Annotated in this window: 8 protein-coding genes; 1 reads left to right on the top strand and 7 read right to left on the bottom strand. The window is 73.3% G+C overall.

What is annotated here, in order from left to right:
* Nucleotides 1-40: 40 nt before the first annotated feature.
* The 7 genes from ACZ49B_RS36885 to ACZ49B_RS36855 are packed head-to-tail and all read right to left on the bottom strand — an operon-like array spanning nt 41 to nt 20,704.
* A complete protein-coding gene (locus ACZ49B_RS36885) occupies nt 41-3,160 on the bottom strand; it encodes a type I polyketide synthase (protein ID WP_468315070.1) in 3,120 nt (1,039 codons plus the stop codon).
* A 5-nt stretch (nt 3,161-3,165) separates the two neighbouring features.
* Nucleotides 3,166-9,729, bottom strand: coding sequence for a type I polyketide synthase (locus ACZ49B_RS36880; RefSeq protein ID WP_468315068.1), 6,564 nt, complete (start codon nt 9,727-9,729; stop codon nt 3,166-3,168).
* 9 nt (nt 9,730-9,738) lie between these two features.
* A complete protein-coding gene (locus ACZ49B_RS36875) occupies nt 9,739-15,330 on the bottom strand; it encodes a type I polyketide synthase (protein ID WP_468315079.1) in 5,592 nt (1,863 codons plus the stop codon).
* Nucleotides 15,321-18,434 carry a type I polyketide synthase gene (locus ACZ49B_RS36870; RefSeq protein WP_468315066.1) on the bottom strand — a complete coding sequence of 1,038 codons (3,114 nt, stop codon included), beginning with the start codon at nt 18,432-18,434 and terminating at the stop codon, nt 15,321-15,323. The genes ACZ49B_RS36875 and ACZ49B_RS36870 overlap by 10 nt, the downstream gene beginning before the upstream one ends.
* A gap of 52 nt (nt 18,435-18,486) precedes the next feature.
* On the bottom strand, nt 18,487-19,224 hold the full coding sequence (locus tag ACZ49B_RS36865) for a thioesterase II family protein (RefSeq protein ID WP_468315064.1): 738 nt from the start codon (nt 19,222-19,224) through the stop codon (nt 18,487-18,489).
* Entirely contained in the window at nt 19,221-20,471 is a 1,251-nt protein-coding gene (locus ACZ49B_RS36860) for a cytochrome P450 (RefSeq protein ID WP_468315061.1), read from the bottom strand. The genes ACZ49B_RS36865 and ACZ49B_RS36860 overlap by 4 nt, the downstream gene beginning before the upstream one ends.
* Complete coding sequence (locus ACZ49B_RS36855; protein ID WP_468315059.1) at nt 20,468-20,704, bottom strand: phosphopantetheine-binding protein; 237 nt, start codon at nt 20,702-20,704, stop codon at nt 20,468-20,470. The genes ACZ49B_RS36860 and ACZ49B_RS36855 overlap by 4 nt, the downstream gene beginning before the upstream one ends.
* A gap of 391 nt (nt 20,705-21,095) precedes the next feature.
* Between ACZ49B_RS36855 and ACZ49B_RS36850 the strand changes: the two genes are divergently transcribed.
* Nucleotides 21,096-22,610: an FAD-dependent monooxygenase gene (locus ACZ49B_RS36850; protein WP_468315057.1), complete on the top strand. Its 1,515-nt coding sequence runs from the start codon at nt 21,096-21,098 to the stop codon at nt 22,608-22,610.
* Nucleotides 22,611-22,715 lie beyond the last annotated feature (105 nt).

Raw genomic sequence — 22,715 nt, 5'->3', positions numbered from 1 at the left:
CCGCTGCGGAGCTTGCGGTGTCCCGCCGGCGGGACAATTCCTACGCGGCCATCGAGGACGTGACGTGCTCGGCGATCCGCCTCGGCGACGGGAACTTCAGGACCAGGTTCGCCCTCAGCTTGAGTCCGGTCGATGCGGTCAGGCGCTTGCTCAGCTCCACGGAGAGCAGCGAGTCGAATCCGATCTCCTTGAACTCCTGGTCGGGGTCGACGGACGCACTGGAGGGGTGTCCGAGCACGACGGCGACCTTCTCGAGGACGTGCTCCAGCACGAGTGCCTTCGCGTCGTCGCCGGAGAGGGCGGAGACCCGTTCCGGCAGGGGGACGAGGTGGTCGTCACCCGCCGGCGGCTCGGTCGAGGGCACCTCGGCCGCCACCGCCGCCTGCGAGGAGTTCAGCCAGTACCGCTGCCGCTGGAACGCGTACGTCGGCAGGTCCACCCGCTCGCGGGTCCCGAAGAGGGCGTCCCAGTCCACCGAGCCGCCCCGGACGTGGAGCTGGGCCAGCGAGCCGACCACGGCCTCCACCTCGTCCCGGTCCCGCCGCGAGGAGGACAGGACCAGCGCGTCGTCCACGTCTTCGAGGATCTCCTGCACGGGGACGGTGAGCACGGGGTGCGGGCTCATTTCGACGAACACCCGGAAGCCGTCCTCGGCCAGCCGCTGCACGGAGGTTTCGAAGAGGACCTTCTCGCGGAGGTTGTCGTACCAGTAGTCGCCGTTGAGCCCTGCCGTGTCGATGACCTTGCCGTGCAGGGTCGAGTAGAAGGGCAGCGCCGACGTCTTCGGGCTGACGTCGGTCAGCGGGCCGAGCACCTGCTCGCGGACCCGGGTCACGTGGTGGGAGTGCGAGGCGTAGTCGACCGAGATCCGCCGGGCCTGGGCGCCGTCGGCCTTCATCTTCTCGACGAACTCGTCGAGGGCGTCCGGCTCCCCGGACACCACCACCGAGCGGGGCCCGTTGACGACGGCGATGCTCAGCTGGTCGCCCCACGGAGCGAGACGTTCCGCTACGACGTCCGCGGACTCCGCGACCGATGCCATCCCGCCGTGACCGATCAGGTCCAGCAGTGCCAGGCTGCGCAGCGCCACGACCTTGGTGGCGTCCCTCAGCGACAACGCGCCGCAGACGTAGGCGGCGGCGATCTCGCCCTGGCTGTGTCCGACCACCGCGGCCGGTTCCACGCCCCAGGAGCGCCACAGGCTCGCCATGGACACCATCACCGAGAACAGGGCCGGCTGGACCACGTCCACCCGGTCCAGGGACGGCGCCCCCTCCGCGCCGCGCACCACGTCGAGCAGGGACCAGTCGACCCACTCGGACAGGGCGGCCGCGCACGCGTCGAGGCTCTGCGCGAAGACCGGGAAGGTGTCGTACAGCTGCCGGCCCATGCCGACCCACTGCGAGCCCTGCCCGGGGAACACGAAGGCGACACCGCCGAGTTTCCCGGCCGAGCCGCGCACCACCGCGGGGGACTCCGCGCCGTCGCCCAGCGCCGCCAGAGCGCCCAGGAGCTCGTCGCGGCCGCGGCCCAGCACGACCGCGCGGTGCTCGAACCGCGACCGGCTCGACAGCAGCGAGGCGCCGATGCCGGCGACGTCCGCCTGCGGGTCGGCGGCGAGGAAGTCGCGCAGCTTGCCCGCCTGGCCCTGCACGGCAGCCGCGCTCTTGGCAGAGACCACCCACGGCACGAGCCCGCCGACGACGTCCGGGCCCGGAACGCGCGCTTCCGCCTGCTCCTGCTCCTGCTCCTGCTGCGGGGCCTCTTCCAGGATCACGTGCGCGTTGGTGCCGCTGACGCCGAACGAGGAGACGCCGGCCCGGCGCGGACCGTCCGCCCGCGTCCACTCACGGCCCTCCGCCAGCAGTTCGACCCCGCCGCAGGACCAGTCGACGTGCCGCGAGGGCGCGTCCACGTGCAGGGTCTTCGGCAGGTACCCGTGGCGCATGGCCATGACGGCCTTGATGACCCCGCCGACCCCGGCGGCGGCCTGGGCGTGGCCCATGTTCGACTTCAGGGATCCCAGGAAGAGCGGCCTGCCCTCGGCCCGATCCTTCCCGTAGGTCGCCAGCAGGGCCTCCGCCTCGATGGGATCGCCCAGCTTGGTGCCGGTGCCGTGGGCTTCGACCAGGTCCACCTCGGAGGCCTTGACCCCCGCGTTCGCCAGGGCCCGCCGGATCACCTTCTCCTGGGCGCGGCCGTTGGGAGCGGTCAGCCCGTTGCTGGCCCCGTCCTGGTTCACCGCGGAACCGCGGACGACGGCGAGCACCGGGTGCCCGTTGCGCCGGGCGTCGGACAGCCGCTCCAGGAGGAGTACGCCCACGCCCTCGGCCCAGCCGGTCCCGTCGGCGCCGTCCGCGAAGGCCTTGCAGCGGCCGTCGGCCGACAGGGCGCCCTGCCGGGCGAACTCCACGAAGGCCGCGGGCGTCGACATCACCAGCGCCCCGCCGGCCAGCGCGAGGGAGCACTCCCCCGCACGCAGCGACTGCACCGCCATGTGCAGGGCCACCAGCGACGAGGAGCACGCCGTGTCCAGGGACACCGCCGGGCCGGTCAGCCCCAGCTCGTACGCCACCCGGCCGGACGCGACGCTCAGCGAGCTGCCGTACAGCAGGTAGCCCTCGAGCTCGCTCTGGCCCGACTCGAGGAAACGCCAGCCGTACTCGGTCGAGCTGACGCCGGAGAAGACGCCGACCTCCGACCCGCGTACGTCGGCGGGGACGATGCCGGCCCGTTCGAAGGCCTCCCACGAGGTCTCCAGCAGCATGCGCTGCTGCGGGTCGGTCGCCAGCGCCTCGCGCGGGCTGATGCCGAAGAAGTCCGCGTCGAAGCCGGCGACGTCCGCCAGGAACCCTCCCTGGCGCACGTACGCGCTGCCGACGGCGTCGGGGTCCGGGTCGTACACGTCCCGCCACCCGCGGTCCGTCGGGAACGCGTCCACGACGTCCCGGCCGCTGCGGATCACCTCCCACAGCTCCTCGGGCGACGAGACGCCTCCCGGGTAGCGGCAGGCCATGGAGACCACGGCGATCGGCTCGCCACGGCCGGCCTTCAGGGCGTCGTTCTCCTGGCGCAGGCGGTCGCGCTCCTCCAGCAGCGTACGGAGCGCCCGCTGGACCCGGTCCCCGCCCTCCGCCGTCTGATCCGCGGAGTTGGTCATGTCACTTACCTCTTCTCATCCAGAGCCAGGTCGAGCAGCGCGTCCAGGTCCATGTCCGACAGTTCGTCCGCACCGGTGTCCGCGTCCGCCGCGGTGGCGTCGCCGTTCGCCGGAGCCGGGTCGGCGCACGCCAGGACCAGCTCCAGGAGGCCTGCGCTGCGCAGGCTGTCGATCGGGACGTTCCGCAGCACCTCGCGGATCACAGCGTCCTCGTCCCGGCTCGCGTCCGCCTCGGGACGCAGCAGGCCCAGCAGGTGCAGGCCCAGCTCGCGCGGTGTGGGGTAGCTGAAGACGAGGGTGGACGCCAGGCGCAGTCCGGTCGCGGCGGCCAGGCGGTTGCACAGTTCGACCGCGGTCAGCGAGTCGAATCCGAGCTGGGTGAACGCCTGGTCGGCGTCGACGGCCGCGCCGGACGGGTGTCCGAGCACGACGGCGACCTGGTCGCGGATCCAGTCCAGGGCCGCTGCCTCCGCCTCGTCCGCCGGCAGGGTGACCAGCTTGGCGGCCAGGTCCACGGAGCCGCCGTCCTTGGGCGTGCCCGCCCTGTTACGGCGGGGACGGCCGCCCTCGACGAGGCCGCGCAGCAGCAGCGGAAGCTCGTCGGCGGCCTTGCTCCGCAGCCCGGCGACGTCCACCCGGGCCGGGACGAGGACCGGCTTGCCGCTCGCGCACGCCGAGTCGAACAGGGCCAGTGCCTCGGGCGTCGGCATCGGGGCGATCCCCATTCGCCGGAGGCGGGAGAGATCGGCCTGGTCCAGGTCCCCGGTCATGCCGCTGCTCTGCTCCCACCAGCCCCAGCACAGCGAGGTGCCGACCAGGCCGGACGCGCTGCGCTGCGCGGCCAGACCGTCCAGGAAGCCGTTCGCCGCGGCGTAGTTCGCCTGTCCTCCGGTGCCGAGCGTGCCGGCGAGGGCGGAGAACTGGACGAACGCCGAGAGGCCGTGCTCCCGGGTCAGCTCGTGCAGGTTGACCGCACCGCCGACCTTGGCGCGCAGCACGTGGTCGATGCTCTCCGCGGTCAGCGACTCGACGGTGCCGTCCGCGAGGACGCCCGCGGCGTGCACGACGGCCGTGAGCGGGTACCGCGGGGGCATGTCCGCGAGCAGGTCCGCCACGGCGGCCCGGTCCGCGATGTCGCAGGCCACGACCCGGACGGCGGCGCCCGCCGCCTCGAGGTCGCAGACCAGCTCGGGAACCCCGTCGGCCGCCGTTCCCCGACGGCTCGCCAGCACCAGGCTCCGTACGCCGTGTTCGGCGACGAGGTGCCGCGCCACCAGCGAGCCGACGCCGCCGGTGCCGCCGGTGACGAGCACGGTGCCGCCGCCGAAGCCGCCGCTCAGGTCGAAGACCAGCTTGCCGACGTGACGGCCCTGGCTCATCTCGCGGAACGTCTTGCGGGCGTCGCGGATGCTGCGGACGGAGAGGGGGCTGAGCTGCACCCGTTCGTCGGCGAACAGCTCCATGACGTCGCGGAACATCTCGTGGATGGTGTCCGGGCCCGCCGTGCCGTAGAGGTCGAAGGCCTGGTAGTCGACGCCGGGGTGGTCGGCCGCGACCTGCCGGGGCTCGCGGATGTCCGTCTTGCCCATCTCGATGAAGTTGCCGCCGCCCGGCAGCAGCTTCAGCGAGGCGTCGACGAAGGTGTGCGCGAGGGAGTTGAGTACGACGTCGACACCGCGGCCGTCCGTGGCGTCGAGGAACTTCTCCACGAACCCCAGGTCGCGCGAGGACGCCAGGTGGGCGTCGTCGAGGCCCATGCCGCGCAGCGCGGGCCACTTGGCCGGGCTGGCCGTGGCGTAGACCTCGGCGCCCACGTGCCGGGCGAGCTGGACGGCGGCCGTTCCGACGCCGCCGGCCGCGGCGTGGATGAGGATGCGCTGCCCCTTCTGCAGCTTCATCACGTGGAAGAGCGCGTAGTACGCGGTGAGGAAGGTGCTCGGCATGGAGGCCGCCTCGGCGTGGCTCCAGCCGTCGGGGACGGGGGCCAGCAGGCGGTGGTCGGCCACGGCCACGCGGCCGAAGGAGCCGTTGAAGATGCCGGTCACCCGGTCGCCCGGGGCGAGGCCGGTCACGGCGTCCGCGACCTCCAGCACGACGCCCGCGCCCTCGCTGCCGAGCCCGGAGTCGAAGTCCGTCCGGTCGATGAGGCCCAGGGCGATCGTGACGTCGCGGAAGTTGAGGCCGGCGGCCTGGACGGCGATGCGGACCTGCCCGGCCTCCAGGGGCGCCGCCACCTCGGGGCACGCGACCCACGTCAGGTTCTCCAGCGTGCCCGCCTTCGTGATGCCCAGCCGGTACGCGCCGTCCGAAGGGGCGTCGAGCTGCTGGTCGGCGGGCGCGGCCTGCACCATCCGCGGCACGAGGGACGTACCGCCGCGCAGCGCCAGCTGGTCCTCACCGAGGGCGAGGGCGTCCGCGAAGGCCGCCCACGAGGTCTCCTCGTCGTCGATGTCGACGAGCCGGAACCGGCCGGGGTGCTCGGTCTGGGCGGAGCGGACCAGGCCCCACACGGACGCGCCGGGGAGGCTTTCGACGTCGTCCCCCGCGCCGGCGGCCTGCGCCAGGCGGGTGAGCACGACCAGCGTGGACGCGGCGAGCCGGTCCTCGGCGAGGAACTTCTGGACGGTCTCCAGCACGTGCTTGCCGGCGTCGGCGACCGTGGTGAGCAGGTCGTCGCCGGGGGCGACGGCGTCGTCGAGGCACAGGACGAGGTGGCGGGGGGCGTCGGCGGCGAGGACCTCGCCGAGGGACGCGTACAGCGAGACGCTGCCGTCGCCCGCGGCGACGAGCCGGGCGGCCCCGCCGGTCTCCGCGCCGATGACGCCCCACTGCGCGCGGGCGGTGTCCGGCGCGGCCTCGGGGGCCGGGCGCCAGTCCAGTGCGTACAGGGACTGCTCGCGGCCGCCGCGCGCCGAGCGGACCTGCTCGGCGCTCGCCGGGCGGAACGTCAGCGCGTCGACGTGGGCGATCTCGCGGCCGTGCTCGTCGGCGATCACGAGGGAGACGACGCCTTCGGCGGCCGGGGTGAGCTTGACGCGCACGGTCGGACCGCAGTCCCCGGCGAGGTGCACGCCGGACCAGGCGAAGGGCATCCAGCCCTGGTCGCCCGTCACGGTGATGACGCCGCCGGCGACGACGGCGTGCAGCACGGTGTCGATCAGCGCCGGGTGCAGGGCGAACCCGCCGTCGGCGCCTTCCGGCAGGGTGGCGAGGGCGAACAGGTCGTCGCCCTTGCGCCAGACCTCGCGCAGGCCTCGGAACAGCGGGCCGTAGTCGAAGCCGCCGTCCGCGAGGGAGTCGTAGAGGCCGTCGAAGCCGATCTGCTCGGCACCGGCCGGCGGCCACGCGGCGAGCGCGCGGGCGTCGTCGGCCCGGTCGGCGTCCTGCGCTGCGCCGGGCGCCAGGGTGCCCATGGCGTGCCGGGTCCAGCCGCCGGCTGCGGCGGCGTCCTCGGCGGGACGCGAGTACACGTCCAGGGAGCGGCGGCCGCTCTCGTCCGCGGCGCCGACGACGACGCGCACCTGCACGTCGCCCGTGTCGGGGAGGATCAGCGGGACTTCGAGGGACAGTTCCTCGAGCGAGGCGCAGCCGACGTGCTCGCCCACCGACAGCGCCAGGTCCAGGTAGGCGGTCGCCGGGACGACGACCGAGTCGAACACGGCGTGGTCGGCGATCCACTCGTGGGTCCGCAGGGACCACAGGTCGGTGAAGACCACCTCGTCGGTGCCGGGGTGCTCCACCACGGCGCCCAGCAGCGGGTGCCCCGCGGCGGACAGGCCGGCGGAGGTCACGTCCGCGGACGCGAGGCCCGACAGGAAGTCCATCCAGTAGCGCTGGTGCTGGAACGCGTACGTCGGGAGGTCGACGCGCTGCTGCGTGCCGAACAGGGCGGCCCAGTCCACGGCGGCGCCCAGGACGTGCAGGTCGGCGAGCGCGCCGACCAGGCCCTGCGCCACCCCGCGGTCGCGGCGCGCCGAGGCCACGACGGCGGCGTCGTGCACGCCTTCCGCGGCGAACGCGTCCTTGGTGAGGCCGGCGAGCGTGGAGCCCGGGCCGACCTCGACGAAGACGTTCGCGCCGGCCGCGCGGGCGCGCTCCACGGCGTCGTGGAAGCGCACGGGCTCGCGGACGTGGTCGACCCAGTGGGTGACGGACGTCAGCTCCTGGAGGGTGGCCTCGCGGCCCAGCAGCGTCGAGACGATCGGGACCGACAGCTCGCCGCCCATGGGCAGCGCGCGCAGCGCGCGTTCGAACTCCTCCAGGACCGGACCCATCAGCGGGGAGTGGAAGGCGTGGTCGACGGGGAGCAGCTTCGCCGACCGGCCGTCGGCGACGAGCCGGTCGCGCAGGTCGTGGACCTCGTCGCGCAGGCCCGAGACCACCACCGACTCCGGGCCGTTGACGGCGGCGATGCCGGTACGGGTGTACGGGCCCAGCAGCGCGGCGACTTCGGCTTCGCAGGCGCGGACCGCCAGCATGGCGCCGGGCTCGGTGACGGCCTGCATGGTGCGGCCGCGGGCGGCCACGATGCGGGTCGCGGTGTCCAGGTCGAAGGCTCCGGACACGTGGGCGGCGGCGATCTCGCCGACGGAGTGGCCGATCAGGTGGGTCGGCTGCGGGCCGTACCGGCGAAGGAGCCGGTAGAGGGCGACCTGCAGGGCGAACAGCGCGGGCTGCATGACGTCCGTGCGCTCGCGGCCCTCGGGCTCGTCGGCGAGGAGCAGGGGCTTCAGCTCGAAGGGGAGGTGTGCGTCGAAGCGCGCGCAGACCTCGTCGAGGGCCTCGGCGAAGACGGGGAAGGTGTCGTACAGCTCGCGGGCCACGCCGGTCCACTTCGAGCCCTGGCCCGGGAACATGAAGACGGAGCCGCCCGGCTCGCCGGCCGCGCCGCGCACCACGGCGGGGGACTCGGCGCCCTCGGCCAGCTTCGCGAGGGCGTCCAGGAGGTCGTCGCGGCCGCTGCCCAGCACCACGGCGCGGTGCTCGAACTGCGCCCGGCCGGAGACCAGCGAGGCGCCGACGGCGGCGAGGTCCGCCGCCGGGTCGGCGGCGACGAACGCGCGCAGCTTCTCGGCCTGCGCCCGCAGCGCCTGCTCGGACCGCGCCGACAGGGCCCACGGCACGAGGCCCGCGGCGCCGGCCGGCACGCGGTCGGCCTCGTCGGGGGCCGGCTGCGGCTCGGGGGCCTCCTCGAGGATGAGGTGGGCGTTGGTGCCGCTGGCGCCGAAGCTGGACACGCCGGCCCGGCGCGGCCGGCCCGGGGCGGTGGTCCACTCGCGGGCCTCGGTCAGCAGCTCGACGGCGCCGGCCGTCCAGTCGACGTGCGTCGAGGGCTGGTCCACGTGCAGGGTCTTGGGCATGACGCCGCGCTGCATCGCCATGATCATCTTGATGATGCCGCCGACGCCGCCCGCCGCCTGGGTGTGGCCGATGTTCGACTTCAGGGAGCCCAGCCACAGCGGGTTGCCCGGCTCGCGCTCCTGCCCGTAGGTGGCCAGCAGCGCCTGCGCCTCGATGGGGTCGCCGAGCGTGGTGCCGGTGCCGTGCGCCTCGACCACGTCGACGTCGCCCGCCTGCACCCGGGCGTTGGCCAGTGCGGCGCGGATGACGCGCTGCTGCGCCGGGCCGCTCGGTGCGGTCAGGCCGTTGGAGGCGCCGTCCTGGTTGACGGCGGAGCCGCGGATGACCGCCCAGATCTTGCGGCCGTTACGCTGCGCGTCGGAGAGCCGCTCCAGGACGAGCATGCCGACGCCCTCGGAGAAGCCGGTGCCGTCCGCCGCGTCGGCGAACGCCTTGCACCGGCCGTCGGCCGCCAGGCCGCCCTGGCGCGCGAACTCGCGGAGCACCTGCGGCATCGCCATGACGGTGACACCGCCGGCCAGCGCCAGGCCGCACTCGCCCTGGCGCAGCGACTGCACCGCCTGGTGCACCGTCACCAGCGAGGAGGAGCACGCGGTGTCGGTCGACACCGCCGGGCCCTCCAGGCCCAGCGCGTACGACACGCGGCCGGACGCGACGCTCAGCAGGGAGCCGATCTGCGCGTAGCCCGAGATGTTCTCGGGGGTGAAGTAGTGGTTGCCGTACCCGAAGTAGGCGATGCCGGCGAAGACTCCGGTGCTGGTGCCGCGCAGGGAGTGCGGGTCGATTCCGGCCCGCTCCAGGGACTCCCACGAGGTCTCCAGCAGGAGCCGCTGCTGGGGGTCGGAGGCCAGCGCCTCGCGCGGGTTGATCTCGAAGAAGTCGGCGTCGAAGTCGCCCGCGTCGTGGAGGAAGCCGCCTTCCCGCGTGTAGCAGGTGCCCGGCCGCTCGCGCTGCGGGTCGTAGAGGTCCTCCAGGTCCCAGTAGCGGTCCTCGGGGAACTCCGACACGACGTCGGCGCCCGCCTGCACCAGGTCCCACAGTGCTTCGGGGGACGCCGCCCCACCCGGGAAGCGGCAGGCCACACCCACCACGGCGATGGGCTCGGCGGCGGCTTCGGTCAGCTCCTTCAGGCGCTTGCGCGTTTCGATCAGCTCGATCGACGTCCGCTTGAGGTACTCGAGAACTTCGGCGTTGTTGTCGTTTGTCATCGTTCTCCCCTAGCCGAGCTCTTTGTCCAGTAGCGCGAGAAGGTCTCCCGCCGAGGCCGAACTGATCTGATCGACGATGCCGACCGGTGCTCCGGCGCTCACCAGCGAACGGACTCGGCCCTGCAGCTCGCCGAGCAGAGTGGAAATCGTGTTCTTGTCCTCGTCCGCGAGCTCGAGGAACGCCTCCTCCAGCCGGACGCCCAGTCCGTTGATCTCGCCGGCCAGGCGATCGGCCGGAGACTGCGGGGCGGCAGCGGAGTCGGGGGTGATGCGCGCGTTCAGGAACTGCGCGAGGGCGGTGGGGTTCGGGTGGTCGAACACCAGCGTGGAGGGCAGCTTCAGGCCGGTCACGGCCGACAGCTTGTTGCGCAGCTCCAGCGCGGTGAGCGAGTCGATCCCCAGTTTCCTGAACGTCGCGGCGGGAGTGATCCGCCGGACGTCCGGGTGGCCGAGGACGATCGCGGTCTGCGCCCGGACGGCATCGAGCAGCACCGCCTCCGCGTCGGCCGGCGCCAGCGAGGCCAGCTGCTGCGCGAGTGCGCTGCCGGTGGACTCCTGGTTCCCCGGCCCGCCGGAGCCGACAGGCGTCCCGGCCAGCGCACGCAGGAGCGGTGAAGCCGCGCCCGGCGCCGCGAGGTTCAGCCGCGCCGGCACCAGGACCGGCTCGGCCAGCGAGACCGCCGCGTCGAAGAGCGCGAGGCCCTCCTGCGAGGCCATCGGCAGCACGCCTTGGCGCTGGAGGCGTACGACGTCCGTGTCGCCGATGTCGGCGACCATCTCGCTGCGTTCGGCCCAGAAGCCCCAGCACAGCGAGGTGGCCGGCAGGCCCTCGGCCCGGCGGGTCTCCGCGAGGCCGTTGAGGAAGGCGTTGGCCGCCGCGTAGTTGGCCTGTCCTGCCGTCCCGAGCACGCTCGCGATCGAGGAGAACAGCACGAAGGCGGACAGGTCCAGATGGCGGGTCAGCTCGTGCAGGTGCCAGGCACCGCGCACCTTGGGCGCCAGGACCGTGTTCACGCGGTCCTCGGTCAGCGCCTCGACGACTCCGTCGGCCAGCACGCCCGCGCAGTGGATCACCGCGGTCAGCGGGTGCTCGGACGGCACCGCGGCGAGGAGCTCGGCGACGGCGTCACGGCTCGCGACGTCGCAGGCCACGATCTCGACCTGGGCTCCCGCCCCGGTCAGCTCCTCCTGCAGCCCTGCCGCCGCCGGGGCCGCCAGGCCCCGCCTGCTGGTCAGCACCAGCCGGCGCACGCCGTGACGCTGGACGAGGTGCCGGGCCAGCATCGCGCCCAGGCCGCTGGTGCCACCGGTGATCAGCACCGTTCCGGACCCGAGGGCGGGTACGTCCGCCGCTCCGCCGAGGGGTCCGTGACCGGCGGAAGCACCGTGGGCGCGGGCCAGTTCCGGCGTGGTCACCTCGCCGGCCCGGATCTTGAGCTGGAGTTCTCCGGTTTCGGCGGCTGCCGGGACGCAGGCCCACGAGGCGGGCCGGCCGTCGGTGTCCACGAGGGTGAACCGGCCCGGGTTCTCGGTCTGCGCGGTACGGACGAACCCCCAGACCGCGGTCGCCGCGGGGTCGGGGCGGAGCACCTGCTCGTCGTGGATCGCGTCCTGCGTCACGACGACCAGGCGGGAGTCGGCGAACCGGTCGTCGGCGAGCCAGTCCTGCGTCCACCGCAGCACACGGTGGAGGTTCCGCTCGACGGCGGCGGGTGTGTCCTCGCCGTCCGCGCCCGTCCGGTCGACGGCGGCGATGACGATCGGGGGTGTCCCGCCGCCGGAGGCGGCGAGTTCCCCGAGGTCGGCGAAGACCTCTGCGCCCTCTCCCAGGGGCGCGCCGGGTGCGCCCAGTACCGCGTACCGGTACGCGGCGTGGCCGGAGGGCACCGCGAGGGGGGCCCAGTCCACCCGGAACAGCGCGTCCTGGTGGTCGAAGCTCAGCGCGGTCAGCTTCTGGACGTCCGCGGGCCGCAGGGTCAGCGATGCGATGCCGCCGACGGGGGCTCCGTTCCGGTCCGCCAGGGTCACGGACAGTGCGTTCTCCCCCGCGGGCGCCATACGGACGCGCAGCACGGCCGGTGCGGCGCCGTTCACGCGGATGCCCGTGCAGCGCAGCGGCAGCCAGCCCTCGGGCCGGGAGTTGTCGACGAACTGCCCCAGGCCGACGGGGAGCAGCGCGGCGTGGAGCAGCGCCGGGTGGATCCGGTACCGGCTCCGGTCCGCGCCTTCGGCGGCGGGCAGCTCCACCTCGGCGAAGAGGGCGTCGCCCTGGCGCCAGACCTTCTGCAGGCCGCGGAAGAGGGGCCCGTAGCCGAACCCGAGGGCCGACAGCCGGGCGTACTCGTCCTCGAAGGGCACGGCGATCGCGCCCGCGGGAGGCCACGCAAGGAGGCTTTCCTCCGCGGGGGTGCGTCCGCTGCCGGACCCGACGACGCCGACGGCGTTGCGCGTCCACTCGGTCTCGCCCTCGCCGCGGGAGTACACGCTGATCACGCTCTTGCCGTCGACCACGACGCGGATCTCGCGCTCGGCCGTCCGGGAGAGCACCAGCGGCGTTTCCAGGGTGAGTTCGTCGACGACGTCGGCCCCCGCCTTGTGCGCGGCCCAGACCGCCATCTCCAGCAGTGCGGTGGCCGGCACCAGGACGGCGCCGTGGACCACGTGGTCGGCGAGCCAGGGGTGGCGCTCCAGGGAGAGGCGCCCGCTGCCGACCACGCCGCCGTTCTCTGCGTCGGCGGGCAGGTCGATCACGGCGTCGAGCAGCGGGTGGTCCGACGTGCTCCCGGCGTTGGTGGTCTCGTCGGGTGCGTTCAGCCAGTAGCGCTGCCGCTGGAAGGCGTACGTGGGCAGCTCGACCCACGGGCCGTCCCAGCCCCGGAACGCCTTCTCCCACGGCACCTCGGCGCCGGCCACGAAGGCTTCGGCCGCCGACCGGTAGAAGCGTGCGAGGCCGCCCTCGCCGCGGCGCAGGGTGCCCACGACGGCGGCCTCGACGCCCGCGCCGTCCAGGGTCTGTTCGACACCGATCGTCAGTACGGGGTGGGCGGACGCCTCGACGAAGAAGCGGAAGCCCTGTTCGGCCAGGGCCCGGGTCGCCTCCTCGAAGCGGACCGTCTGCCGCAGGTTGGTGTACCAGTACTCGGCGTCCATGCAGGTCGTGTCCAGCCAGTCGGCCGTGACCGTCGAGAAGAACGGCACCTCGGCGGTACGCGGCCGGAGCCCCGCCAGCACCCGGCGCAGTTCGCCGTCGATGGCCTCCACGTGCCGGGAGTGCGAGGCGTAGTCCACCGGGACCCGGCGGGCCCGCACCTCGTCCGCCTCGCAGGCGGCCAGCAGTGCATCGAGCTCGGCCACGTCGCCCGACACCACCACGGACGAGGGCCCGTTGACGGCCGCGACGGACAGCCCGTCCGTCAGACGTGCGCGCACGTCCTGGACCGGGAGCGCGACCGACACCATGCCGCCGCGCCCGGACAGGGCCAGGATCGCCTTCGAGCGGAGCGCCACCACCTTCGCGGCGTCCTCGATCGACAGGGCGCCGGCGACGCACGCGGCGGCGATCTCGCCCTGGGAGTGGCCCACGACGGCCGCGGGCTGCACTCCGTACGAGCGCCACACCTCGGCCAGCGACACCATCACGGCCCACAGCACGGGCTGGACGACGTCCACGCGCTCCAGCGCGTCGGCGTCGCCGAGCACCTCGTGCAGGGACCAGTCGACGTGCGGCGACAGCGCGTCCGCGCACTCCTGCATGCGGGCCGCGAACGCCGGGGAGGACTCCCACAGCTCGCGTCCCATGTCGACCCACTGCGACCCCTGGCCGGGGAAGACGAAGACCGTCTTGCCCACCGGCTTCGCGACTCCGGAGACCACGCCGGGGGCGCCGCTCTCGTCACCCGCGGCGGCGGCGGTCAGGGCGGCGAGCAGTTCGTCGCGGTCGGAGCCGATGACCACCTGGCGGTACTCGAACAGCGATCGCGTCGTCACCAGCGAACGTCCCACGCCCGCGAGCGGCAGGTCGGCGTCCGCCGCCACGCTGTCGCGCAGCCGCAGCGCCTGCTCGCGCAGCGCCTCCGCGGAGCGCGCCGACAGCACCCACGGCACCGCGGCGGGGGCCGGAGCGGCCGTGGCCTGCTCCTCGGGAGCCTGCTCGACGGCCTCGGGTGCCTGCTCGAGGATCAGGTGCGCGTTGGTGCCGCTGATGCCGAAGGCGGAGACGCCGGCCCGCCGGGGGCGTCCCGGTGCGCTGGTCCACTCCCGGGCCTCGGTCAGCAGCTCGACCGCACCGGACGTCCAGTCCACGTGCGTCGACGGACGGTCCACGTGGAGCGTCTTGGGCAGCACGCCGTGGCGCAGCGCCATGGTCATCTTGATGACGGCGCCGACGCCCGCGGCGGCCTGCGTGTGGCCGATGTTGGACTTCAGCGAGCCCAGCCACAGCGGTCTGTCCTGCTCCCGGTCCTGCCCGTAGGTGGCGAGCAGCGCTTCCGCCTCCATGGGGTCGCCCAGCCTCGTGCCGGTGCCGTGCGCCTCCACCGCGTCCACGTCGCTCGCCTGCAGCCCGGCATCGGCCAGGGCTGCCCGGATGACCCGGCGCTGGGCCAGTTCGTTCGGTGCGGTGAGGCCGTTGGAGGCCCCGTCCTGGTTGGTCGCCGAGCCGCGGATCACGGCCAGGATGCGGCGCCCGTTGCGCCGTGCGTCCGAGAGGCGCTCGAGGACGAGCACGCCCGCGCCTTCGGAGAAGCCGGTGCCGTCGGCCGCGTCGGCGAACGCCTTGCAGCGCGCGTCGTCCGACAGGCCGCGCTGGCGGCCCATCTCCACGAGCAGGCCCGGGGTCGGCATGGCCGACACCCCGCCGGCCAGCGCCAGGGTGCACTCCCCGGACCGCAGGGAGCGGACGGCCTGGTGGACGGCGACGAGCGACGAGGAGCAGGCGGTGTCGGTGGACACCGCCGGACCCTCCAGGCCCAGCGTGTAGGACACGCGGCCCGAGGCGACGCTGGGGAGCGTGCCGGTGAGCTGGAAGCCCTCGACCTCGCCGGCTGCCGCACCGCCCATCCGCGGGCCGTAGTCGGTGGTGTAGACGCCGGTGAACACGCCGGTCGCCGAGCCGCGCAGCGCGGCCGGGTCGATGCCCGCCCGCTCCAGCGCCTCCCACGACGTCTCCAGCATCAGCCGCTGCTGCGGGTCCATCGCGAGGGCCTCGCGCGGGCTGATGCCGAAGAACGGCGCGTCGAACTCCGCGAGGTCGTGCAGGAATCCACCGGAGCGCGTGTTCGTCGTCCCGGGCGCCTCGGGATCCGTGGAGTACAGCGCCTCCACGTCCCATCCGCGGTCCGCCGGGAACTCGGTGATCGCGTCCACACCCTCGGACACGACCCCCCACAGCCCTTCGGGGGACGTCACCCCACCCGGGAAGCGACACCCCATACCCACGACCGCGATGGGCTCGCGAGCGGACTCCTCCAGCTCGCGCACCCGCTCGCGCAGGTCCTGCGCATCGCCGACGGCGCGTCGCAAGTAGGACCGGAGCTTGTCGACATCCTCCACCAGGGCCTCCCCCAACCAGTGACTCAGAAGAACAGGTGTGGCTACGCGTATCCGCGTTCGATCATTTCGTACAAATCGTCATCACTGCGGCTTTCCAGACTCGGGCTGTCCAGCTGCGCAGCCTCCCCCGTTTCCGGGACCTCGGGAGCCTGCGGCTCGAGGAGGGAGAACACGTGGCGGGCGAGTTTTTCCGGAGTGGGGTACGTGAACGCGACCGTGGCCGGGAGCCGTACTCCGGCCACCGCGGTGAGCCGGTTGCGGAGCGCCACGGCCATCGAGGAGTCGAAACCCAGGACCTTGAAGGTCTCGGCCGCCCTCGCCTCGAGATAGGCGAACGTCCGGTCCGCGTCACTCGCACTCAGCAGCGCCGCCGTTTCGGCGCACACGAGGGTGAGGACCGAGGACTCCGAGCCCAGGTACGCCGCCCTGGTGCTCGCGTCCGGTCCGCTCGCCCGCGCTGCGGGGCTGTTCGTGGTGCCGGCGTCATCGGACGCCGTCAGCCAGTACCGCTGCCGCTGGAACGCGTAGGCCGGCAGGCCGATCCGGCGCGGCCGGGCCGCGGCGAACACCGCCTTCCAGTTCACCGGAACACCGCGTACGTGCAGTTCGGCCAGTGACGCCAGGACCTGGCCCGCGCCCCCGTCGCGCTTGTGCAGGGTGCTCACCACGACCGGCGGGGCCGCCAGCGCGTCGGCGGCCTCCTCCATCGCCACCTGGAGCACGGGGTGCGGGCTGACCTCCACGAAGACACCGCCGTGGTCCTGCATCAGGCCTTCGACGACCTCACCGAAGCGCACCTTCGAGCGCAGGTTGTCGTACCAGTACGAGCCGTCGAGCACGCGGGTGTCGAGCAGTCCGCCGGTGACGGTGGAGTGGAACTTCACCGCAGATTCCCGCGGCGAAAGTCCGGCGGTGTCCTCGAGCAGACGGTCGCGGATGGCTTCGACGTGGTGGGAGTGCGAGGCGTAGTCCACTCTGACCCGGCGCACCCGGACGTCCTCGCCGGCCGCCATGGCGGCGAACTCGTCGAGTGCCGCGCCGTCTCCGGCGATCACCACCGAGGCCGGCCCGTTGACGGCGGCCACGGAGAGCCTTCCGGACCACTGCTCCAGCCGGTCGTGGACCCATGCGGAGGGCGCGGCGACCGCGCTCATCCCGCCGCCCAGGCCGGCCAGGTCGATCAGTGCCCGGCTGCGCAGGGCGACGATCCGGGCCGCGTCCTCGAGCGTCAGGGCGCCCGACACGCATGCCGCGGCGATCTCGCCCTGCGAGTGGCCGACGACGGCGTCGGGGACCACGCCGAGGGAGCGCCACACCTGCGCCAGCGACACCATCATGGCGAACAGCGCCGGCTGGACCACGTCCACCCGCTCCAGCGAGGCGGCCGACTCGGCTCCGGTCAACACGTCCACCAGGGACCAGTCCACGTACGGGGCCAGGGCCTGCGCGCACGCGTCGACCGAGCGCGCGAAGACCTCCGACTCCGCGTACAGCTGCTTGCCCATGCCCAGCCACTGCGATCCCTGGCCGGGGAACACGAAGACGACCGGACCCAGCGGCCCCGCGGCCACCCCGCGCACCGCCCGCGCCGAGTCACCGCCCGCCGCGACCAGGTCCAGACCGGCCAGCGACTCTTCGCGGTCGGCGCCGAGCACCACCGCCCGGTGGTCGAACGACGAGCGCGTCGAGACCAGTGAGTGCCCCACGTCGGCCGCCGACAGCGACGCGTCCGCGGCCACGAGCTCCCGCAGCCGCGCCGCCTGCTCGCGCAGTGCCGCCTCCGACCGCGCCGACAGCACCCAGGGCAGCACCCCGGAAGCGCCCGCGGAGGCCGGGTCCTCCTCCGTGGCGCGGGGTTCCGTCCGCGCCTCGGGGGCCTGTTCGAGGATCACGTGCGCGTTGGTGCCGCCCATGCCGAACGCCGACACGCCTGCCCGGCGCGGCCGGCCGGGCTCGCCCGGCCAGGGCCGCGCGGCCCGCAGGACCTCGAAGTCCTCGTGGAAGTCCGGGATGGCGGGGTTCGGAGAGCGGAAGTTCAGGCTCGGCACCAGGTGGGCGCGGTCGATGCAGAGCGCCGCCTTCACGAAGCCGACGATTCCGGCGGCCGGTTCCAGGTGCCCCACGTTCGTCTTCACCGAGCCGATCGCCAGCGGGCGGCTGCGGCCGGATTCCCGCATCACCTCGCGCAGACCGGACGTCTCGGCCGGGTCGCCCATGCGCGTACCGGTGCCGTGGGCCTCGACGTAATCGACGGCGTCGAAGGGAACACCCGCGCGTCCGAGCGCGGACAGCACCGCCGCCGCCTGCCCGCCGGGGCTGGGATCGGGCATGCGGGTGGACGCTCCGCCGCTGGCGACGCCCCAGCCGCGCACCACGGCGTAGATGTGGTCGCCGTCGGCGACGGCGAGGTCGAGCCGCTTGAGCAGGACGAACGCCCCGCCCTCCCCGCGGGCGAAACCGCTGGCCCGCTCGTCGAAGGTGAAGCAGCGGCCGTCGGGCGACAGGGCGCCCAGGTTCGCCAGGCCGAGTCCCGCTTCCGGATCGACGATCAGGTGCACGCCGCCCGCGAGCGCCATGTCGACGGCGCCGCTGCGGATCCGGTCGCACGTCAGCGCCAGCGACACGAGGGAGGACGACTGGCCGGAGTCCGCGCAGAAACTCATGCCGCGGACGTCGAACAGGCTCGAGATCCGGTTCGCGATCAGCGCGCCGCTCGAGCCGAGCGCGGCGTAGTGGTCGTCCTGGTCGCTGCCGGAGCGCTTGCGCAGCTGCTCGTACCCGGAGGGCCCACTGCCGACCACGACGTCGATCTCGCGGCCCGCGAGCGCGGCCGCCGGGATCCGGGCGTCTTCGACGGCCTCCCAGGCGAGCTCGAGCCCCAGCCGCTGCACGGGGTCCATCGCGGCCGCTTCCGCGGCGCCCGTTCCGAAGAACTCCGCGTCGAACCCGTCGATGGAGCCGAGGAACGAACCCGAGTTCAGGGTGTCGGCGTCCGGGTGGGACATGTGGTTCGAGTCGGCCGCCCGGTGCTCGGGGAACTTTCCTACGGTCGATTCCCCGTCGAGCAGCAGGCGCCAGAACTCATCCGGGTTGTTCACACCGGGAAAGCGGCACGACATCCCGATGACGGCAATACCGGCGGCTGCGCCACTCATACGAATTCCTTCCGGTTCCCTCGGCATACGGCTCTTACGGGCTGCACTGCTTTCACCGCCAAGAGGTCAACAACTTCTGCAGCCCGTCCGGCGCGTCCATGAAGTCGTAGTGGCCGCCCTCGACGACCCGGAATTCGACCGAATCCGAGTACTGGCGCCAGCCCTGGAGCTCGTCGAGGCTCACGTCGGGGTCGTCCTGCCAGTGCAGGACGACGATGGGGCAGTCCACCTTGGCCGGCTCGGGCCGCCGGTACGCGCCCGCGGCGGCGTGGTCGCGGAGCAGCACGAACATGCCCATGTCGATCATGTCCGGCCGCGGCTCGATCCCGCGGCTGCGGACGAACGACTCCAGCTCGGCGCGCAGCTCCGGCTCGGTCATGGTGAGCATCCGGTCGCGCGAGGCGTCGTGCGGGGCCGGCTGGCCGGACACGACGAGGCAGTCGGGGCCGCGCAGGCCGAGTTCGGCGAGGCGCAGGACGGTCTCGTACGCCGGCATCGCACCCGCGCAGTGCGCGAAGAACGCGTACGGGCGGTCGAGCAGCGGCTCCAGCGGTTCGACCAGGCTCGCGGCCAGGTCCTCGTACGTGCCGAAGTGCGGGTGGCCCAGCCGGTTCTCGCGGCCGGGGAACTGCACCGGGCAGATCTCGGCGTCGCCGATCGCGGCCGGCCAGGCGCTGAACGCCGAAGCCCCGGACCCGGAGAAGGGGAAGCAGAAGATCCGGGCGGGGTGGTCGGCGGACGGCGGCCGGACGAACCACGGCGAGGCGGCGGTGGTGGAGCCGGTGGTCATGGCGTCTGCCGTTTCTTGCCGACGATGGGGAGGTGGGTCATCCCGGCGATGAAGTACGACCGCAGGTGCTGCGGTTCGCCGGCGAGCTCGATCGATTCGAAGCGCTGGAGCAGCTCCTCGAAGAAGATGCGCAGCGTCATCCGGGCCAGCGGCGCCCCGATGCAGAAGTGCGTCCCGAACCCGAACGCGGCCTGGCGCTTGGCGCCTTCGCGCGTGATGTCGAAGGTGTGCGGGTCGGGGAACAGGGACTCGTCCCGGTTGGCCGAGCCGATCCACGCGATGACCGCGCCGCCGGCCGGGATCACGCCCCCGCCGATCTCGACGTCGTCCACCGCGTACCGCATGAAGTTGCACGCGGCCGAGGTCCAGCGCAGCCCTTCCTCGACGAGGTTCGGGACGAGCGACAGGTCGGCGGCCGCCTTGTCGTACTGCACGGGCCGCTCGATGAGCGCCTGCACGGTGCCCGAGACGGTGTGCGGCGTCGTGACGTTGGCGCCCAGGAGGATGCTGTAGCCGTCGAGGGCGATCTCCTCGTCGGAGAGCGCCGTGCCTCCCGGAGTGACGCTCATGAGGTGGTGGAGCAGGCTTTCGCCCTCCTCGCCGGTCGCCCGGCGGGTCTTGACCCACTCCTTGACGTAGGTGACGAGCTCGTGGTGGGAGATGGCCAGGGTCGCGGCCTCGCTGCCCAGCTGGAAGTGCGGGTCCGAGGGAGCCGTCACCATCGCGGTCAGCTGGACGAGCTCGGCCCAGTCCTTCTCCGGGATGCCCAGGAGCGGTCCCGTGACCATCGCCGGGAGGAGCAGCGCCTTCTCGGCCAGGTCGAAGGTCTCGCCGTCGAGCGCCGGCTCGAGGAAGCCCACGACCGTGCGCCGGATCGAGTCCTCCCAGGACTTCACCGCGCGCGCCGTGAGCTTGGAGCCGAGCGGCCGGCGGACCTCGGTGTGCCGCGGCGGGTCGGTGGACGTCATCAGCACGCCGGCCGCGACGTCGTCCGTCCCGAGGTGGGTGGGCACGGTGCCGCGCTCGGAGGTGAACTCCCGGTGGTCGCTGAGCACGCGCCGGACGTCCTCGTAGCGGGTCACCGACCAGAACTCGCGGCCGTCCGGCAGGACCTGGTGGTGCAGGGGCTTCTCGGCCCGCATCACGTCCCAGATCGGGTGCGGATCGCCCGACGTGTAGAGGTCCAGGTCGAACAGGTCGACGCTGTCGAGGTCGATGTCGCGCCCGGGACCAGGCGTCAACCTCACGCCGCCGCCCTCCCCTGCTCGATCAGCTCGGCGACGCGGACCGGGGTCTGTGCCAGGTAGAAGTCGCGCACGGACAGCTGGACGCCGTAGGTCTGCGACACCTGGTCGATGATCTTGATTCCGGTCAGCGAATTGCCGCCGAGCGTGAAGAAATCGTCTTCCACCCCGACCTCGGGGCAGTCGAGGAGTTCCCTCCACAGCTCGGCGATCTCCTGAGCCAGCGTCGATTCCATTGCCACTCTTTCCTTCCTCCGCCGACCGGGAGTGCCCGCCCGCGTCCTTTTCGGCCCGGTCTGCGGACCGTCACCGCCATCACGACCACTGGGGCCCTTTGCGCTGTCCCGCCGGCGAGACACATTCTTTGAATGGCCGAATCGAGTGTCGCGTGAATGCGCGACGGCTCACACCGTGTTGGTGGTCTCCGGTGCTCGCCGGCCGCTGGGGTTGAGCGTGGACCGGCGTGCCTGCACGCGACGTCCCCGTCCCGCCGGCGGGACAGGGCAAGTTCGACAGCGGCCCGTGCCGCCCCGGCACCGGCGTTCCTTGACCGGCTGATCCGCGTTCAGTGAACGTGGACGAGATTTAACGACGTTAGAGGCGCACTGGAACAGAGGGGGCAACGACGTGGGACACACCGGCTTCGACACGGACGTGGTGATCGCGGGCGCCGGGCCGACGGGCCTGATGCTCGCCTGCGAGCTGCGGCTGGCGGGCGTCGACGTGGTGGTGGTCGAGCGGCTCGCGGAGCGGACGGGCGAGTCGCGGGCCGGCGGGATCCACTCCCGCACCCTGGAGGTGCTGGACCAGCGCGGGATCCTGGACCGCTTCCTCGCGGCCGGCGAACTGCAGCCCGTAGGCCATTTCTCCGGCCTTTATCTGGACTTCGACGAGTCGGAGTCGAGGCACCCGTACCCGCTGATGATCCTGCAGTCCGACATCGAGCGGCTGCTGGAGGAGTGGGCCGCCGAGCTCGGCGTGCAGGTCCGCCGCTCGTCCGGGGTGAGCGGGATCCGCCAGGACGAGGACGGCGTGACGGTCGAACTGGGCACGGAGCAGTCGGCAGCGGCGACGCTGCGCGCCCGTTACCTCGTGGGCTGCGACGGCGGGCGCAGCACGGTGCGCAAGCTGGCGGGCATCGACTTCCCCGGCACCGAGGCGACGATGACCGCGCTGATCGGCGACGTCGAGCTCCCCGATCTGCCCGAGGACTACGTGTGGGTGCGGCGCTGTGCGGGTGGCGACTACTCGGCGATCGCCTTCGAGCCGGGCTGGTACCGGGTGATCACGTCCGAGTACGACCGCGTCGCGGACCGCGACGAGGCCCCGACGTTCGAGCAGCTCCGGGAGTCCCTGATCAGGGTCGCGGGCACCGACTTCGGCATGAACAGCCCGCGGTGGGTCTCGCGGTTCAACGACGCCGCGCGCCAGGCCGCCAAGTACCGCGAGGGCCGGGTGCTGCTCGCGGGCGACGCGGCGCACATCCACTTCCCGGCGGGCGGGCAGGGCCTGAACATGGGCGTGCAGGACGCGGTCAACCTCGGCTGGAAGCTCGCCTCGGTGGTGAGGGGCCGGGCGCCCGAGAGCCTGCTGGACAGCTACCACGCCGAGCGCCACCCCGTCGGGGAGCGCGTGCTGCAGAACACCCGGGCGCAGTCGGCCCTGGCCCGCCCGGGCGCACAGACGGACGCGCTGCGCGAGGTGTTCGGCTCGCTCATGGTGTTCGACGACGTCAACCGGCACCTGCGCCTGATGCTCACCGCACTGGACATCCGCTACCTGGTCGACGTCGACCACCCGCTGGCGGGCCGCCGGGTCCCCGACGCCGACCTCAAGACGCCCGAGGGCACCATCGGCGTCTACGACCTGCTGCACGCCGGCCGCCCCGTACTGCTCGACCTGAGCGGCAGCGCCGCGCTGGCGGCGGTCGCGGGGGGCTGGGCCGATCGCGTCGACTTCGTCGAGGCGCGGAGCGAGGACGACCGGTGGCCCGTCCCGGCCATCGACGAGGTCCCCGCTCCCACCGCCGTCCTCATCCGCCCCGACGGCCATGTCGCCTGGGCGTCCGACGGCGGGGCGCCCGACACCTCCGCGCTGCGGACCGCCCTCACCACCTGGTTCGGTCCGGCACAGCAGGGCTGAGACACCGCGACGGGGGGGGGGGGGGGGGGGGGGGGGGGGGGGGGGGGGGGGGGGGGGGGGGGGGGGGGGGGGGGGGGGGGGGGGGGGGGGGGGGGGGGGGGGGGA

Source organism: Streptomyces sp. NPDC031132, from assembly GCF_055570595.1.
Note: the sequence above shows the minus strand (reverse complement) of the source record. Positions and strands in the feature narration are given on the sequence as shown.

Excerpts from the sequence above, each read along its gene's own strand:
- ACZ49B_RS36885 (WP_468315070.1), bottom strand. The coding sequence starts at position 3,160 with ATGACCAACTCCGCGGATCAGACGGCGGAGGGCGGGGACCGGGTCCAG.
- ACZ49B_RS36880 (WP_468315068.1), bottom strand. The coding sequence starts at position 9,729 with ATGACAAACGACAACAACGCCGAAGTTCTCGAGTACCTCAAGCGGACG.
- ACZ49B_RS36870 (WP_468315066.1), bottom strand. The coding sequence starts at position 18,434 with ATGAGTGGCGCAGCCGCCGGTATTGCCGTCATCGGGATGTCGTGCCGC.
- ACZ49B_RS36865 (WP_468315064.1), bottom strand. The coding sequence starts at position 19,224 with ATGACCACCGGCTCCACCACCGCCGCCTCGCCGTGGTTCGTCCGGCCG.
- ACZ49B_RS36855 (WP_468315059.1), bottom strand. The coding sequence starts at position 20,704 with ATGGAATCGACGCTGGCTCAGGAGATCGCCGAGCTGTGGAGGGAACTC.